The organism is Sporosarcina koreensis, from assembly GCF_001531445.1.
Lineage (GTDB): Bacteria > Bacillota > Bacilli > Bacillales_A > Planococcaceae > Sporosarcina > Sporosarcina koreensis_C.
Genome location: NZ_LQYA01000081.1, coordinates 1 through 14535 on the forward strand (window position 1 = coordinate 1; position 14535 = coordinate 14535).

The 14535-nt window shown below is 46.0% G+C and carries 11 protein-coding genes and 1 other annotated feature; all 11 genes read right to left on the reverse strand.

Annotated features, from left to right (window positions below; translation table 11 throughout):
• Positions 1 to 227: 227 nt before the first annotated feature.
• A complete protein-coding gene (locus AWV70_RS10895) occupies positions 228 to 2873 on the reverse strand; it encodes a valine--tRNA ligase (RefSeq protein ID WP_060206977.1) in 2646 nt (881 codons plus the stop codon).
• 70 nt (positions 2874 to 2943) lie between these two features.
• Positions 2944 to 3165, reverse strand: a binding site (T-box leader).
• 227 nt (positions 3166 to 3392) lie between these two features.
• Positions 3393 to 4352, reverse strand: a complete 960-nt coding sequence (locus AWV70_RS10900; RefSeq protein WP_060206979.1) for a hypothetical protein — start codon at positions 4350 to 4352, stop codon at positions 3393 to 3395.
• A gap of 177 nt (positions 4353 to 4529) precedes the next feature.
• Entirely contained in the window at positions 4530 to 5822 is a 1293-nt protein-coding gene (gene hemL / locus AWV70_RS10905; protein ID WP_060206981.1) for a glutamate-1-semialdehyde 2,1-aminomutase, read from the reverse strand.
• Positions 5823 to 6803 carry a porphobilinogen synthase gene (hemB, locus tag AWV70_RS10910; protein ID WP_060206983.1) on the reverse strand — a complete coding sequence of 327 codons (981 nt, stop codon included), beginning with the start codon at positions 6801 to 6803 and terminating at the stop codon, positions 5823 to 5825.
• A complete protein-coding gene (locus AWV70_RS10915; protein WP_060206985.1) occupies positions 6800 to 7564 on the reverse strand; it encodes a uroporphyrinogen-III synthase in 765 nt (254 codons plus the stop codon). The genes hemB and AWV70_RS10915 overlap by 4 nt, the downstream gene beginning before the upstream one ends.
• The gene (gene hemC / locus AWV70_RS10920; RefSeq protein ID WP_060206987.1) at positions 7557 to 8486 is read right to left on the reverse strand and encodes a hydroxymethylbilane synthase; all 930 of its coding nucleotides are present in this window, start codon (positions 8484 to 8486) and stop codon (positions 7557 to 7559) included. The genes AWV70_RS10915 and hemC overlap by 8 nt, the downstream gene beginning before the upstream one ends.
• Positions 8487 to 8519: 33 nt before the next feature.
• Positions 8520 to 9350, reverse strand: coding sequence for a cytochrome c biogenesis protein CcsA (ccsA, locus tag AWV70_RS10925; protein ID WP_060206989.1), 831 nt, complete (start codon positions 9348 to 9350; stop codon positions 8520 to 8522).
• Between the two features lie 42 nt (positions 9351 to 9392).
• Complete coding sequence (gene hemA / locus AWV70_RS10930; protein ID WP_060206991.1) at positions 9393 to 10727, reverse strand: glutamyl-tRNA reductase; 1335 nt, start codon at positions 10725 to 10727, stop codon at positions 9393 to 9395.
• A 191-nt stretch (positions 10728 to 10918) separates the two neighbouring features.
• Positions 10919 to 11500 carry a ribosome biogenesis GTP-binding protein YihA/YsxC gene (gene yihA / locus AWV70_RS10935; protein ID WP_060206992.1) on the reverse strand — a complete coding sequence of 194 codons (582 nt, stop codon included), beginning with the start codon at positions 11498 to 11500 and terminating at the stop codon, positions 10919 to 10921.
• The gene (lon, locus tag AWV70_RS10940) at positions 11497 to 13821 is read right to left on the reverse strand and encodes an endopeptidase La (RefSeq protein ID WP_060206994.1); all 2325 of its coding nucleotides are present in this window, start codon (positions 13819 to 13821) and stop codon (positions 11497 to 11499) included. Before lon ends, yihA begins: the two co-directional genes overlap by 4 nt.
• A gap of 121 nt (positions 13822 to 13942) precedes the next feature.
• On the reverse strand, positions 13943 to 14535 hold a 593-nt coding region (locus AWV70_RS10945), incomplete at its 5' end, for an AAA family ATPase (protein WP_153009958.1).

Genomic DNA, 14535 nt, shown 5'->3' on the forward strand with positions numbered 1-14535 from the left:
GGAGTTATGAGCGCAGAACCGGTTTTATGAGCGCGTAGCAGGATTATATGAGCGCAGAACCAGTTTTATGAGCGCGTAGCAGGATTATATGAGCGCAGAACCGGTTTTATGAGCGCTAGAGCACGAGTTATGAGCGCAGAACCGGTTTTATGAGCGCACTCGGTATTCAACAAACAAAAAGAGTTGGTCTCCTCCTATTTTGGAGGTCGACCAACTCTTTTTCGTAATTAAATCTCTTTCAATTCTTCAATACGGCGTTCGACTGCCGCTTTCTTCTCCAAGTAATCCTTCTCTTTCGTTCGCTCTTCTTCAACAACAGCTTCAGGTGCTTTCGAGATGAATCGCTCGTTGGAAAGCTTCCCTTGAACGCGTTTCACTTCGCTTTCCCATTTCGCCAATTCCTTCTTCAATCGCTCGATCTCTTCGTCAAGATTGAGCAATCCTTCTAGTGGCAAGAACAGTTCAGCTCCCGTGATGACAGCTGACATCGATTTGCCTGGCGCTGCAATACCGACTCCGATTTCAAGGGTTTCCGGATTACAGAAGCGTTCGATGTAATTGCGGTTTGCTTCCAATACGCCGACAGTCGCATCGTCTTTCGCCGCGATATATAGTGGTACTTTTTTGCTCATCGGTGTATTCACTTCAGCACGGATGTTACGAACTGCATGGATCAGGTCAACGAGCAGCTTCATGTCAGATGCTTTTGTCGTGTCTGTCAAAGCAGGATCAGCTACAGGCCAAACTGCAACTGTGATCGACTCTCCTTCGTGCGGAAGGTTCTGCCAGATTTCCTCCGTAATGAAAGGCATTAATGGATGCAAGAGGCGCATCGTGTTATCTAGAACGTAAGCGAGTACCGAACGAGTTGTTTTCTTCGCCGCTTCATCTTCACCGTATAATGGCAATTTCGCCATTTCGATGTACCAGTCACAGAAATCATCCCAGATGAAATTGTAAAGCGCACGGCCGACTTCACCGAATTCGTATTTCTCAGCAAGCTTCGTCACTTGTTCGATTGTTTCATTCAAGCGTGTCAGAATCCAAGCATCCGCAACGGACTTTTCACCTGTAAGATCGATTTCATCATACGTCATTCCGTCCATATTCATCAAAGCAAATCGTGAGGCATTCCAGATTTTATTCGCAAAGTTCCAGATCGCTTCAACTTTTTCCGTTGAATAACGAAGGTCCTGGCCTGGTGATGATCCAGTAGATAGGAAATAGCGCAATGCGTCCGCTCCGTATTTGTCGATCACTTCCATCGGATCGATTCCGTTGCCAAGAGATTTGGACATTTTTCGTCCATCTTCGGCGCGAACTAGACCGTGGATCAATACATCTTTGAATGGACGCTGATCAGTGAACTCGAGTCCTTGGAAGATCATCCGGGAAACCCAGAAGAAAATGATATCGTAACCAGTTACGAGTGCATCCGTCGGGTAATAGCGCTTGAACTCTTCATTGTCCAGATCCGGCCAGCCCATCGTCGAAAACGGCCATAATGCGGATGAGAACCATGTATCAAGAACGTCTTCTTCCTGGTTCCAGTTATCGATATCCTCTGGCGCTTCATGCCCAACATAGATTTCGCCAGTCTCCTTATGGTACCAAGCAGGGATACGGTGTCCCCACCAAAGCTGACGGGAGATGCACCAGTCATGGATATTTTCCATCCAGTTCAAATACGTCTTTTCAAAGCGCTCAGGTACGAAATTGACCTTTCCTTCAGATTGCTGAAGTTTGATCGCTTCTTCCGCTAGCGGCGCCATTTTAACGAACCATTGCGTCGACAAATACGGCTCAACAACAGCACCGCTGCGTTCTGAATGGCCGACTGAGTGCAAGTGATCTTCGATTTTGAATAAAACGCCAAGTTCCTGCAAGTCTTTGACGATCGCTTTCCGGCATTCGAAACGGTCCATTCCTTCATATTTGCCTGCAAGTTGGTTCATGCTGCCGTCTTCATTCATAACGAGAACTCGAGGCAATTCATGACGGTCGCCGATTTCAAAATCGTTCGGATCATGCGCCGGCGTAATCTTTACAGCTCCGCTACCGAATTCCATATCGACGTAATCATCAGCAATGATCGGAATTTCCCGACCGACAATCGGCAATTTCACCTTTTTGCCAATCAAATGCTTATAACGATCGTCTTCTGGATGAACAGCTACCGCAGTATCACCGAGCATCGTTTCGGGACGCGTCGTAGCAATTTCGATGCTGCCGGTTCCGTCTGCCAGTGGATAGCGCATATGATAGAATGCACCCTGAACATCCTTATGGATAACTTCGATATCCGATAGCGCAGTTTTCGTAGCCGGATCCCAGTTGATAATATACTCGCCGCGATAAATGAAGCCTTTTTCGTAAAGCTTGACGAAAACTTCTCGAACCGCTTTTGACAATCCTTCATCCAACGTGAAACGCTCCCTGGAATAATCGAGCGCGAGACCTAATTTCGACCATTGCGCGCGGATATGGCCAGCATATTCATCTTTCCATTTCCATGTTTCCTGTAAGAATTTTTCACGGCCAAGGTCATAGCGGGATTTTCCTTCCTCGCGTAGCTTTTCTTCAACTTTCGCCTGTGTTGCAATGCCTGCATGGTCCATTCCTGGCAGCCATAAAGCGTCATAGCCCTGCATCCGCTTCATGCGGATAAGAATGTCTTGAAGCGTCGTATCCCAAGCATGCCCTAAATGGAGTTTGCCTGTGACGTTCGGCGGCGGAATGACGATTGTATATGGTTCCTTCCCGCTTTCTGGCTGCGCTTCAAAGTATTTCCCTTTCAGCCACCATTCATAACGACCAGCTTCAATCGACTGCGGCTCATATTTCGTCGGCATTGATAAGTTTTCTGTTGACATCTGAACTCCTCCTCTTTACTTGCAAAACAGTTTTTTGAATAAAAATGAATACAAAAAAACTCCATTCGTCGAAAAGGACGAAGGAGTTATCCGTGGTACCACCTTTATTCACGCAAACTAAAAAACGTTTGCGCCTCAATAATAAATAACGGTTTCAAACCGGCTCCCGCTACTTGAAATTCACGGAAACTGCTCCCGGGTGACTTTCGGCAACTCATTCATAGGCCCTCCCACCGATGGCGCCCTCTCTTGGATGAATGAAATCGCGTACTCTCCCGATCAATGCATCATTATATAGTTATAACCATTGTATGCGAATAGAGGAGAGTTCGTCAAGTATATTATGAAAGGATGGTATTTATGAGAAAGGGATACAATCCCTTTTTATTGCCCCCTTGGTTACGAAAGACGAGGTTTTACTGTAAAGGCATCATCATCCCGATCGCCGTTTTTCAATTGATCAGGCTTTTGATTGTTCCGACGACAGGTGATTTCCTCCTACTCTGTCTGCTTGGAGGATTAGCTTTCCTCCTTTACAAAGATATCGTTTGAACGAAATCGCGACGTCGTCCATTCGTCTGGCAATGCTGCAATGTATGACAGTATATCATCCTGGCTATTCCATGAGCTGCTGTCATGCATCGCGGTTGCTTGCGTCTCTTGGACAGGCTCCGCAGCTTCCTGTTTTTGTACAACGGCGGTCTGTTGAGGTTCAGAGGTTTGCTGTTTTTGTACCTCCTCCTGCTTCTCCGCGACTACGTTTTCATTAACATCCGGAACTGCCGCAGTCACCATCTGTTCTTCAGTGATTTCCGATTCCTTGTTCACTTCCATATTTGTAGCACTTTGACTGACCGGTTCCTTGTCAGCGGATTCATTGTTGGCAGTTATCTTGTCGACAGATTCCTTGTTTACTGCGGATTCATTACTGGCAGTTTCTTTGTTTACAGTTGCCATCGCAACGCCTTCTTCGCTGATGCTTTCTTTAGTAACCGGTTCGTTGCCGACAATTTCTTTGCTTACATTTTCTTTCTTGACAGCTTCTTTGCTTTCGGATTCTTTGCTTGCAGTTTCATCCGCAGATGCCTGCCCATATGTGCAATTTACATTCCATGCGACTGTTAAAGAACCTTGTCCGTCAAAAGTGGATTTGACGTTGGTCGCTTCGATATGCAGCGGTTGTTCAACTTCTGGCGGCAAGTCGATGTATAACGGTACAGCGTATTCGAAATAGCCCGTCTGCCCATCCAGTTCCACATCATCCACGAAAACTACATCATTAGGGATTGTCTCATTCCGCTGGCCATCTGTAAAATCGACCTTGGCAGCGATATGATAAATGCCAGAAAGCCGGACTGCGTCATCGGATCGCTTCTCTGTGAATCCTGCTTTCACTTTAACAAGGCGCGCATCATTTGGCACTCCGACACTTTCCGGAAAATAAAAGACCTCTTTCATATCCCATTGTAACGTTTTCATTCCGTTTCCCCTCCCTTGTTTCATTCACTTGCCATTATATGCAGCAAGTGATACTAGTAGAAGAAAGATATGCATGGATTACGGAAAGGCTCATTTATTCCAATAAGAGTTCTATTATTCGCCGCCCCGACAAAAAATCACCCATCATCGATAAAATCGACAATAGGTGATGAAAAATTATCGTGCCAATTGAGCGAATACTTTATGGAATGCCAGGACGGTTTGTTCGATATGCTTCTCCGTATGGGAAGAGGATAGGAACATGCCCTCGAACTGGGATGGCGGCAGGAAGATGCCTTCTTCCGCCATCAAGCGGAAGTATTCCGCGAACAGCTCCAAATCGGACGTCTTCGCTTTATCATAATTGTACACTTTTTCATTTGTGAAGAAGAAACCGATCATGGAGCCTGCACGGTTCACAGTGTGCCGGATATTGTATTTCGTCGCCGCCTCACGGAAGCCTGCTTCAAGCTGATCGCCAAGCTTCTTAAAATGGTCATATGAAGCCGGCGTCAATTTTTTCAATGTCTCAATACCCGCTGTCATCGCCATTGGATTTCCTGATAATGTTCCCGCCTGATAAACGGTTCCAGCAGGCGCGACATTTTCCATGATTTCGCGTTTACCGCCATAGGCGCCGACAGGAAGTCCGCCGCCAATCACTTTGCCGAGGCAAGTCAGGTCCGGCGTGATTCCGAAATAGCCTTGTGCGCAATTGTAATCGACACGGAAGCCAGTCATTACTTCATCGAAAATGAGCAAAGTGCCGTTTTTCTCGGTGATTTCACGCAATCCTTCAAGGAAGCCCGGCTCTGGAGGTACAACCCCCATATTTCCGGCAACTGGCTCGACAATGACGCCAGCAATATCATCGCCGAATTGGTCGAATGCCGATTTGACACCATCCATGTCATTGTAAGCCACTGTGATCGTATTTTTCGCAATGCCTTCAGGTACTCCCGGACTATCCGGCAAGCCCAACGTAGCAACGCCTGATCCCGCTTTAATAAGCAGTGAATCTCCGTGGCCATGGTAGCATCCTTCAAATTTCAAAATCTTGTTGCGGCCTGTATACCCACGAGCTAAGCGCAATGCACTCATTGTCGCTTCCGTCCCTGAGGAGACCATTCGGACGACCTCGATGGAAGGGACACGATCGATGACGATTTTCGCGAGCTCATTTTCCAGCAATGTTGGTGCACCGAAACTTGTTCCGGTTTCGGCCACTTTCTTGATGCCATCAACGACATCAGGATCGGCATGCCCTAAAATCAACGGACCCCATGAAAGGACGTAGTCGATATATTCATTGCCATCGATATCCTTGATGATTGGTCCTTTTCCACTTTCCATGAAAATCGGATCCATATTGACCGATTTGAACGCACGGACAGGCGAGTTCACGCCGCCAGGCATTAATTTCACCGCTTCCGCAAATGCTTGCTTGGATTTTTCATAGCTTTTACCCATTCATTTTCCCTCCAGCCAACGCGCTGCGTCTTTTGCATGGTAAGTCATGATGAGATCTGCACCTGCGCGTTTCATACTTGTCAATGTTTCCAACACGATCTCTTTTTCGTCAATCCAGCCATTCTGGGCCGCTGCCTTCACCATCGAATATTCGCCGCTTACATTGTAAGCGACAACAGGAAGGAGGACATTGTTCTTCACATCACGCATGATATCCAAATACGACAAGGCAGGTTTGACAATTAGGAAATCCGCGCCTTCCATGACATCCGACTCCGCCTCGCGAAGTGCTTCCATCCGGTTGGCAGGGTCCATCTGATACGTCTTGCGATCCCCGAACTGTGGTGCCGATTCGGCGGCATCCCGGAATGGTCCGTAGTATGCGGATGCATATTTGACCGCGTAAGACATGATTGGAACGTTTTCGTAGCCCGCTTCGTCAAGCGCTTGTCTAATGGCAACGACAAAACCGTCCATCATATTGGATGGTGCAATAATGTCGGCACCCGCTTTCGCTTGGCTGACTGCCGTTTTCGCCAATAATTCGAGCGACGGGTCATTTAATACGTCGGATCCATGCACGACTCCGCAATGGCCATGGTCGGTATACTCGCATAAACATGTGTCTGCAATGACAACGAGTTCAGGGTGCTTTTCTTTGATGAGACGTGTTGCACGTTGAACGATTCCTTCATCATTATAAGCACCAGTTCCAGTTGCGTCTTTCTCTGCTGGAATGCCGAATAGGATGACGGAAGGTATTCCTAATGAAACAACTTCCTCCACTTCCTCCATCAAACGATCAAGTGACAATTGATAAATACCTGGCATCGAGCTGATTTCATTTTTCACATTTTCCCCTTCAATGATGAATAGCGGGTAAATAAAATCCTCTTTCTGCAAGATTGTTTCCCTTACCATCGAGCGCAGTGCAGCTGAATTGCGCAGACGGCGATTACGTCGGAATTGTAGTTGAGTCATTGGATTTCTTCCTTTCGTCTCGCCAATGCATTGACGAGTTCCTTGAGAGTATAAATTTCGGGCTTCACGTCTACAACCGCGCCTGCCTCGAGCAACGCCTTTTCGGTGACATGTCCGATAGCGCCTACTGTATAGCCTTTCCAACCGACGACAGGCACCGCACCTTCCTCGAAGACATGTACCGCTGAAGGGCTGGCGAATAAAACAGTGGTATTCGCCTCAGTTTTCAAGAGCTCAATCATCGTGTTGACTGAATCCAGCCGGGCACCTGTTTCATAGATTGTCCATTCCTCCACTTGAAACGGTAGCTCCTCACGAATAATGCTGCCGGCAAGATTCCCTTTTAGGAACAGAACTCGGAGTTCCCGATCATCAGTCGGCTTGAATTGTTTTACAAACACGTCGGCACTGAAAATGGACGGGATGAATTCAACGCTGAAGCCGATCTTCTCTAATGCCGCTGCGGTCTGTGTCCCTACCGCAGCAATTTGGCATGAGATCTGTTGTATCGTTATATTGAAACGCTCCATTTTCGAATGGAATGCTTTCACAGCGCTTTGGCTTGTGAATATAAGCCAATCAAAGCCTGCACAGCGTTTCAGTTCATTCTCATCGGTAGTATCCACAATTTCATTCACCTGAATGAGCGGCATGGAGTAAGGGATACCTCCGTACTGCCTAACGAGATCGAAAACTTCAAGCGATTTTGGCGTCCCTGTGAAAATTACCGTTTCCCCTTGTAAAGGCCACCATTCAGGCATCCATTTCCGCCTTCACTTTCTCGATCACTTCCGAAGCCCCTTCAGCATGCAGGGCGGATGCGACAGACTTGCCGATCTCGACCGGATCTGCACCGCGCACGGTCTTCTTGAAAACTTGTTTAGCATCCGGAGAAGCTACGAATCCTGTGAATTCGATTTCTTCCCCATCATGCTTCGCAAATCCGGCAATCGGCACTTGACAGGAACCGTCCATTTCAGCAAGGAATGTGCGCTCCGCATCGACTTCCTTCCACGTCTTCTCGTCGGAAACTTTTTTCAGTTCTGCGAGAAGTCCAGCATCATCACTTCTGCATTCAATCGCTAGAGCCCCTTGGCCGATAGCCGGGATACAGTCTTCGATCGACATATATTCAGTGACAACGTCATCACTCCACCCCATCCGCTTCAAACCTGCGGCGGCCAGAAGTATCGCATCATATTCTCCGTCTTGCATCTTCTGCAAGCGTGTATCGATGTTTCCGCGGATCCATTTGATTTCAAGATCCGGACGGAGCATGAGCAATTGAGAACTGCGGCGTAAACTCGATGTACCAACGACAGCGCCTACTGGTAGATCCATGAATTTTACATGCCCCTTGGAAATAAAAGCGTCCCTGGCATCGACCCGCGGCGGGATACAGCCGATTGTCAAACCTTCAGGAAGAACTGCCGGCATATCCTTCATACTATGTACAGCAAAGTCAATCTCTTTATCATAAAGGGCCTGTTGGATCTCTTTGACGAATAATCCTTTGCCCCCCACCTTCGAAAGCATCACGTCAAGGATCTTATCCCCTTTCGTGACAATCTCCTTCACTTCAAATTCAAAAGGCGCACCAGACGCTTTCATTTGGTCAATGAACCAATTCGTCTGCGTTAACGCAAGCTTACTTCTTCTTGAGCCTACGATGATTTTTCTCAATACGATTTTCCTCCCATTCTTACTGCCTTAACGTCAAATCCAAAAGTGGAATTGCGATAATCTGCTTCCGAGAAAAAAGTTGATAATAACAAAAAGAAAAGCGAAGACGTTCGCCCACGCAAAATCGTTCGCTGTCAGTCTACCTCTTCTTTGCAAAAACAATACTAAACTATAAAGGATAATAACGAGGAAAGACCCGATGATTTTCATGTCGGTTAACGTCCATTCATCCAGTGCAACCGTTGCCCATTGAATTCCTAGGACAAGGCTGATGAACAGCACCGGTATACCCGTATAGATCGACGCTTTCATCCCCGACAAGGATTGTTGGAGTGACGGAAGTCGTCCGAATTGCTTTGTCCATTTCTTCTTTTTCAGCACTTTATAGACGAGCAGATAAAGGATCGCGAAAACGAAGGACATCGCAAATGCTGCATATGACAGAATCGCAAAAGTAATATGTATGAAAAGCAATTCCGAAATAAGTGACTCACCAATCGGGGATTTCTCAATCTGCACCGGCGCAAAAGTATGAATGGTCATGAAAATGAATCCAATCATATTTAAAAAGAACACAGCGAAACCGACCTTTGAAAACACTTGGAGAATCATCGATAACGAAATGAGCAGCCAAGCATAGAAATAAATCCCTTCATAAAGGGAGAGGATCGGGAATCGCTGTGTGTCAATCACCCGTGCGATTATATAGCCGCTTTGCATCAAATAAACGACCGACAAAATCCCAAAGGCGCTGCGATGGGCAATTTTGTTGTTATTCAAATAATCGATGAAGTAAAATACGAGGCTCACCGCATACAGGACGACGATCACTTCGTGGAATCTCGCCATAGTCATTTCGGCCATGATGCAACCTCTGCCTTTCCCATGAATCTAAATAAATCCGGATTACGCCTCAGCTAATTTTGGCGCAATTCCAATGGATTCGGCTTTTGTACGGCCGACTTCTTCCTCATCCTCTTCGGTCAATCCGAATATCTGCTTGAACAAGGCCATTTTTTCAGCCGCCTGTCCATCCAATGCCAACTCTTTGGCTTGTAGGATCGGTTCCTTCAGCATTTGGTTGACGATCGACTTTGTATGCTTGTTTAATAATTTCTTTTCACGATCGGTTAGATTCGGCATTTTATTTTCAATGCTGGCCATCGTTTCCGCTTGAATTTGGAGCGCTTTTTCCCGTAATGCAGAAATGACAGGTACGACACCAAGTGTCGCGATCCATTCCTTGAATTCGACAATTTCCTCTTCAATCATTAAACCGATCTCTTCAGCCGCACGCTTGCGTTCCGCCAAATTCGCTTCAACAATACCTTGCAAGTCGTCAATGTCGTAAAGGAAAACATTCGGCAATTCACCGATTCTCGGATCCAAATCACGAGGTACGGCGATATCGACCATGAAGAGCGGTTTGCCTTTACGGAGTTTCTCAACGTATTGCATCAATTCAAAATCGATGACAAAATCAGTTGCACCAGTAGAGCTGATTAAAACATCGGCTTCCAGTAATGTACATTGCAATTCCTGCATCGGTTTGGCGACGCCTCCGAATTGCTTCGCCATCTCCTCCGCCTTCGAAAGTGTACGATTGACGACTGTTACTTTGCCGGCTCCGCTGCCGTGCAAGTTCTTGATGGCCAATTCTCCCATCTTTCCTGCTCCCAAGATGGCAATATGCTTGCCATTCAGCGAACCGAAAATTTTCTTTCCGAGTTCAACCGCTGCATAGGATACGGAAACTGCATTATCAGCAATAGCGGTTTCCGAATGCGCCCGCTTTGCGAGTGTAATCGACTTTTTAAATAACTCATTGAAAACGGTCCCGGTCGTCCCGATATTCTGCCCTTCCAGGAAGCTATCACGGACTTGCCCTAAAATTTGTGTTTCGCCAAGTACCATTGAATCGATGCCTGCTGACACACGCATTAAATGCTCAATGGCTGCATCATTTTCGTATATAAGCAAATGAGGAGATAATTCCTCAAGCTCCATATCGAACCAGTCCGCTAAAAACCGTTTGACATAATAACGGCCTGTATGGATTTGATCGGCCACTGCATATATTTCAGTGCGATTGCATGTAGAAATGATGACGTTCTCCAAGATGCTTTTCTCTTTTTGCAAAGCTTGCATCGCCCTTGGCAATTCAGCCTCTACAAAAGATAGTTTTTCTCTAATTTCTACTGGAGCTGTTCGGTGGTTGACACCGACCACGATAGTATACATAAGGTGTTCACACCTCTCCCGTTCTTTTTCACATATACGATTATAACATATCATGCAGTTTCTAACGGACAATTTTGTGACTAACTGTTGAACCATCAATGGTTCGTTCCCTATTTTTGTAATTATTCTAATGTAATGATGGGCTGCCTAATCGAAAATCCGGATGAACGTTAATTTCATCCGGATTGTCATTACATTCTATTTTCAATCTCACGCCATGCCTCATCCATCCCGATCCCTTTTTCAGAAGAAAAGAGGACGATAGGATCTCCAGCGCGCATATTCAATTCGTTTTTCACGATTTTCTTATGCTTTTCCCATTTACCTTTCGGGATTTTATCCGCTTTCGTCGCAATGACGATTGTCGGAATATCGTAATGGCCTAAAAAGTCATACATAAGACAATCATCTACACTCGGGGGATGCCTTAGGTCAACAATCAGAATAACAGCCCGCAATTGCTCCCGACCCGTCAAATACCTCTCAATCATCTTTCCCCATGCTTCCCGTTCCGATTTGGACACTTTTGCATAGCCATATCCGGGAACATCGACGAAAAACAATTTTTCTTCTATTTTATAGAAATTCAACGTTTGGGTTTTGCCAGGCTTTGAAGATGTGCGGGCTAAACTTTTACGTCCGATCATTTTATTGATGAACGAAGATTTACCCACATTCGAACGTCCTGCCAAGGCGAATTCTGGAAAACCATCATCCGGATATTGCTCTGGCTTTACTGCACTCATTATCATTTCAACTTGATTTACTTTCATTCGGAAGCCTCCTCCAATGCGTACGCCAATACCTCTTCAGCATCTGAGACAAGCTTGAATGTCAGCTCACTCCGTACACTTTCCGGTATATCTTCAATATCTCTTTCATTTGCACTCGGCAAAATGATCGTTGTCAGTCCTGCCCGATGCGCACTTAACGACTTTTCCTTCACGCCTCCGATCGGCAATACTCTGCCGCGCAACGTGATTTCGCCCGTCATACCCACCTCACGCCGGATCGGCCGCTTCGTCAAAGCAGAAACAAGTGCTGTCGCGATTGTCACGCCCGCAGAAGGACCGTCTTTCGGAACAGCACCTTCAGGAACATGTATATGGATGTCGCTCGATTCATGGAAATTTGGATTGATATGAAAATCGACTGCCTTTGATCTCACATACGACAACGCAGTTTGAGCCGATTCCTTCATAACATCACCCAACTTGCCCGTTAGTATCAGTTTACCTTTTCCCGGTGACAATGAAACCTCAATTTGAAGCGTATCACCACCGACAGTTGTATAGGCCAATCCGGTTGCGACACCGATCTGGTTTTTCTTCTCTGCTTGTCCATAGCTGAACTTCCTTTTGCCTAAAAGCTTTTCAAGCGTCTTCGCACTAACAGTGAGGCTTTTCTTTTCACCCGTTACGATTTGTTTTGCAGCCCTTCTGCAAATCCTAGCAATTTCCCTTTCCAACCCACGGACACCGGCTTCACGCGTATAATAACGGACGATATTCCGGATTGCCTCATCATTGAAACGGACTTGCGACTTTGTCAATCCATGCTCTTTCAGCTGCTTTGGAATGAGATGGTTTTTGGCAATGGTCCATTTTTCCAATTCAGTGTATCCGGGAATGGAAATAATCTCCATTCTATCCCGTAATGGACCAGGAATAGAACTTAAATCATTGGAAGTCGCGACAAATAAAACATTCGATAAATTATAGGGCTCCTCTATATAGTGGTCACTAAACGTCGCGTTCTGTTCAGGATCTAGAACCTCCAGCATCGCAGAAGATGGATCCCCTCTGAAGTCGTTGGACATTTTATCAATTTCGTCAAGCAGGAAAACGGGATTGATCTTGCCCGCCTTTTTCATACCTTGAATAATTCGACCTGGCATTGCACCGACATATGTACGGCGATGACCTCTAATTTCGGATTCGTCGCGTACACCACCAAGGGAAATCCGGACAAATTTGCGCCCCAAAGATTCCGCAATGGAACGTGCCAAGGAAGTCTTCCCGACGCCAGGAGGACCATCAAGGCAAAGAATTGGACCCCGCAATGAATTTGTCATTTGACGCACGGCAAGGTATTCCAGAATACGCTCTTTAACTGATTCCAGGCCTTCATGGTCACGGTTCAAAATTTCTTCAGATCGATTGATGTCCAATTGATCCTTCGATGCATCCGACCAAGGCAAGGCGATGAGCCAATCGATATAATTCCGGATGACGCCGCTTTCGGCAGATGCAGAATGGACTTTCTCATATCGGTCCAATTCTCTGAATGCAGCCTGTTCCACATTTTCGGGCATGCCCGCCTCTTCAATCTTTTTCGTCAATTCAACAACTTCGATGCTCTTTCCGTCTTTATCGCCCAGCTCTTTTTGAATCGCTTTCATCTGCTCGCGCAAATAAAATTCCTTCTGCGTCCGTTCCATCGCTTCTTTTACACGGGTGTTGATTTTCCGTTCCAATGCAAGTATTGCCTGCTCATCGTGCAGCTTATTGATGAGGAATTCCAATCTTTTCTTGACGTCAGTAATTTCAAGGATTTCCTGTTTGGCAGCCAACTTCAACGGAAGATGGGAAGCGATCATATCGGCAAATCTGCCCGGTTCTTCGATTGATGCGATGGAATCGTATGTCTCTTGGGAGATTTTCGCGGAATAGTTTGTGTAGTTTTCAAAATAGGGAAGTAAAATGCGCATAAGTGCAATGCATTCCGCATCCACTTCCGTGTTGTCCGGAAGTCTTTTCACATCAACGACAGGATAGAGATCCGCTTCCTCATAGTTCGACCATTCCGCTCGTTCAATGCCTTCGATATAGAGACGATATGTCCCATTGTTCAATTCGGTCAATGACTTCACATAAGCTAAAAGTCCAATTTGGTATAAATCATCAGCTTCCGGATTTTCAATACTTGTATCCTTTTGTGAAGCGAGCATAATATGATTTCCATTTGCGATTGCATGTTCGACCGCAAATACGGAGCGCTCTCTCCCGACGTCAATATGTAGAACCATCGTCGGGTAAACTAACATCCCGCGCAAAGGCAATAAAGGCACGTTCAGCTTTTTTCGATTTGGCATGCGGAAGTCACCTCCATAGGTTATGTATGTCCATTAGTGATTTTTCTATAAGGTGGAAAAAGCCGACAACCGATGAGCGAATGATTCGCATCGTCGGAGTCAGCTTTATTCCTCCATTTTATCAGGCCGTATTTTTCTCTTGATCGAGCTCCATTTGAGTTCCATCTTCTCGATAAAGGAGCGGGCTAGATTTTTTTAGGACGGAATCTTTTGTAATGATGCATTCGGTCACTTCATCAAGTGAAGGAAGTTCATACATGATATCCAACATGATGTTTTCAATAATCGAACGCAATCCACGGGCACCCGTCTTCCGTTCAATCGCTTCCTTGGCAATTTCCATAAGAGCATCCTCTTCAAAGCGTAGTGTAACGCCATCCAATTCAACCATCTTTTGGTATTGCTTGACAATCGCGTTTTTTGGAACCGTCAAGATTTGATAAAGAGTTGCTTCATCCAACTGCTCCAGCGTCGCAATAACTGGCAGACGGCCGATGAATTCAGGAATGAGTCCGAAACGCTGTAGATCTTCTGGAATCAGTTTAGAAAGCAAGGAGGCTTCCTGTTTTGACTCCTCTTCGTCATTGGTACCAAATCCGATCACTTTCTGTCCTGTACGGCGTTTGATGATTTCTTCCATTCCATCGAATGCGCCGCCGACGATGAACAGGATATTTGTCGTATCGATTTGTAGGAATTCCTGGTGAGGATGCT

Coding starts and splice junctions, on each gene's coding strand:
- AWV70_RS10900 (WP_060206979.1), bottom strand. CDS start 4,352: ATGAAAACGTTACAATGGGATATGAAAGAGGTCTTTTATTTTCCGGAA.
- hemB (WP_060206983.1), bottom strand. CDS start 6,803: ATGACTCAACTACAATTCCGACGTAATCGCCGTCTGCGCAATTCAGCT.
- hemL (WP_060206981.1), bottom strand. CDS start 5,822: ATGGGTAAAAGCTATGAAAAATCCAAGCAAGCATTTGCGGAAGCGGTG.
- lon (WP_060206994.1), bottom strand. CDS start 13,821: ATGCCAAATCGAAAAAAGCTGAACGTGCCTTTATTGCCTTTGCGCGGG.
- hemA (WP_060206991.1), bottom strand. CDS start 10,727: ATGTATACTATCGTGGTCGGTGTCAACCACCGAACAGCTCCAGTAGAA.
- ccsA (WP_060206989.1), bottom strand. CDS start 9,350: ATGGCCGAAATGACTATGGCGAGATTCCACGAAGTGATCGTCGTCCTG.
- yihA (WP_060206992.1), bottom strand. CDS start 11,500: ATGAAAGTAAATCAAGTTGAAATGATAATGAGTGCAGTAAAGCCAGAG.
- AWV70_RS10895 (WP_060206977.1), bottom strand. CDS start 2,873: ATGTCAACAGAAAACTTATCAATGCCGACGAAATATGAGCCGCAGTCG.
- AWV70_RS10915 (WP_060206985.1), bottom strand. CDS start 7,564: ATGCCTGAATGGTGGCCTTTACAAGGGGAAACGGTAATTTTCACAGGG.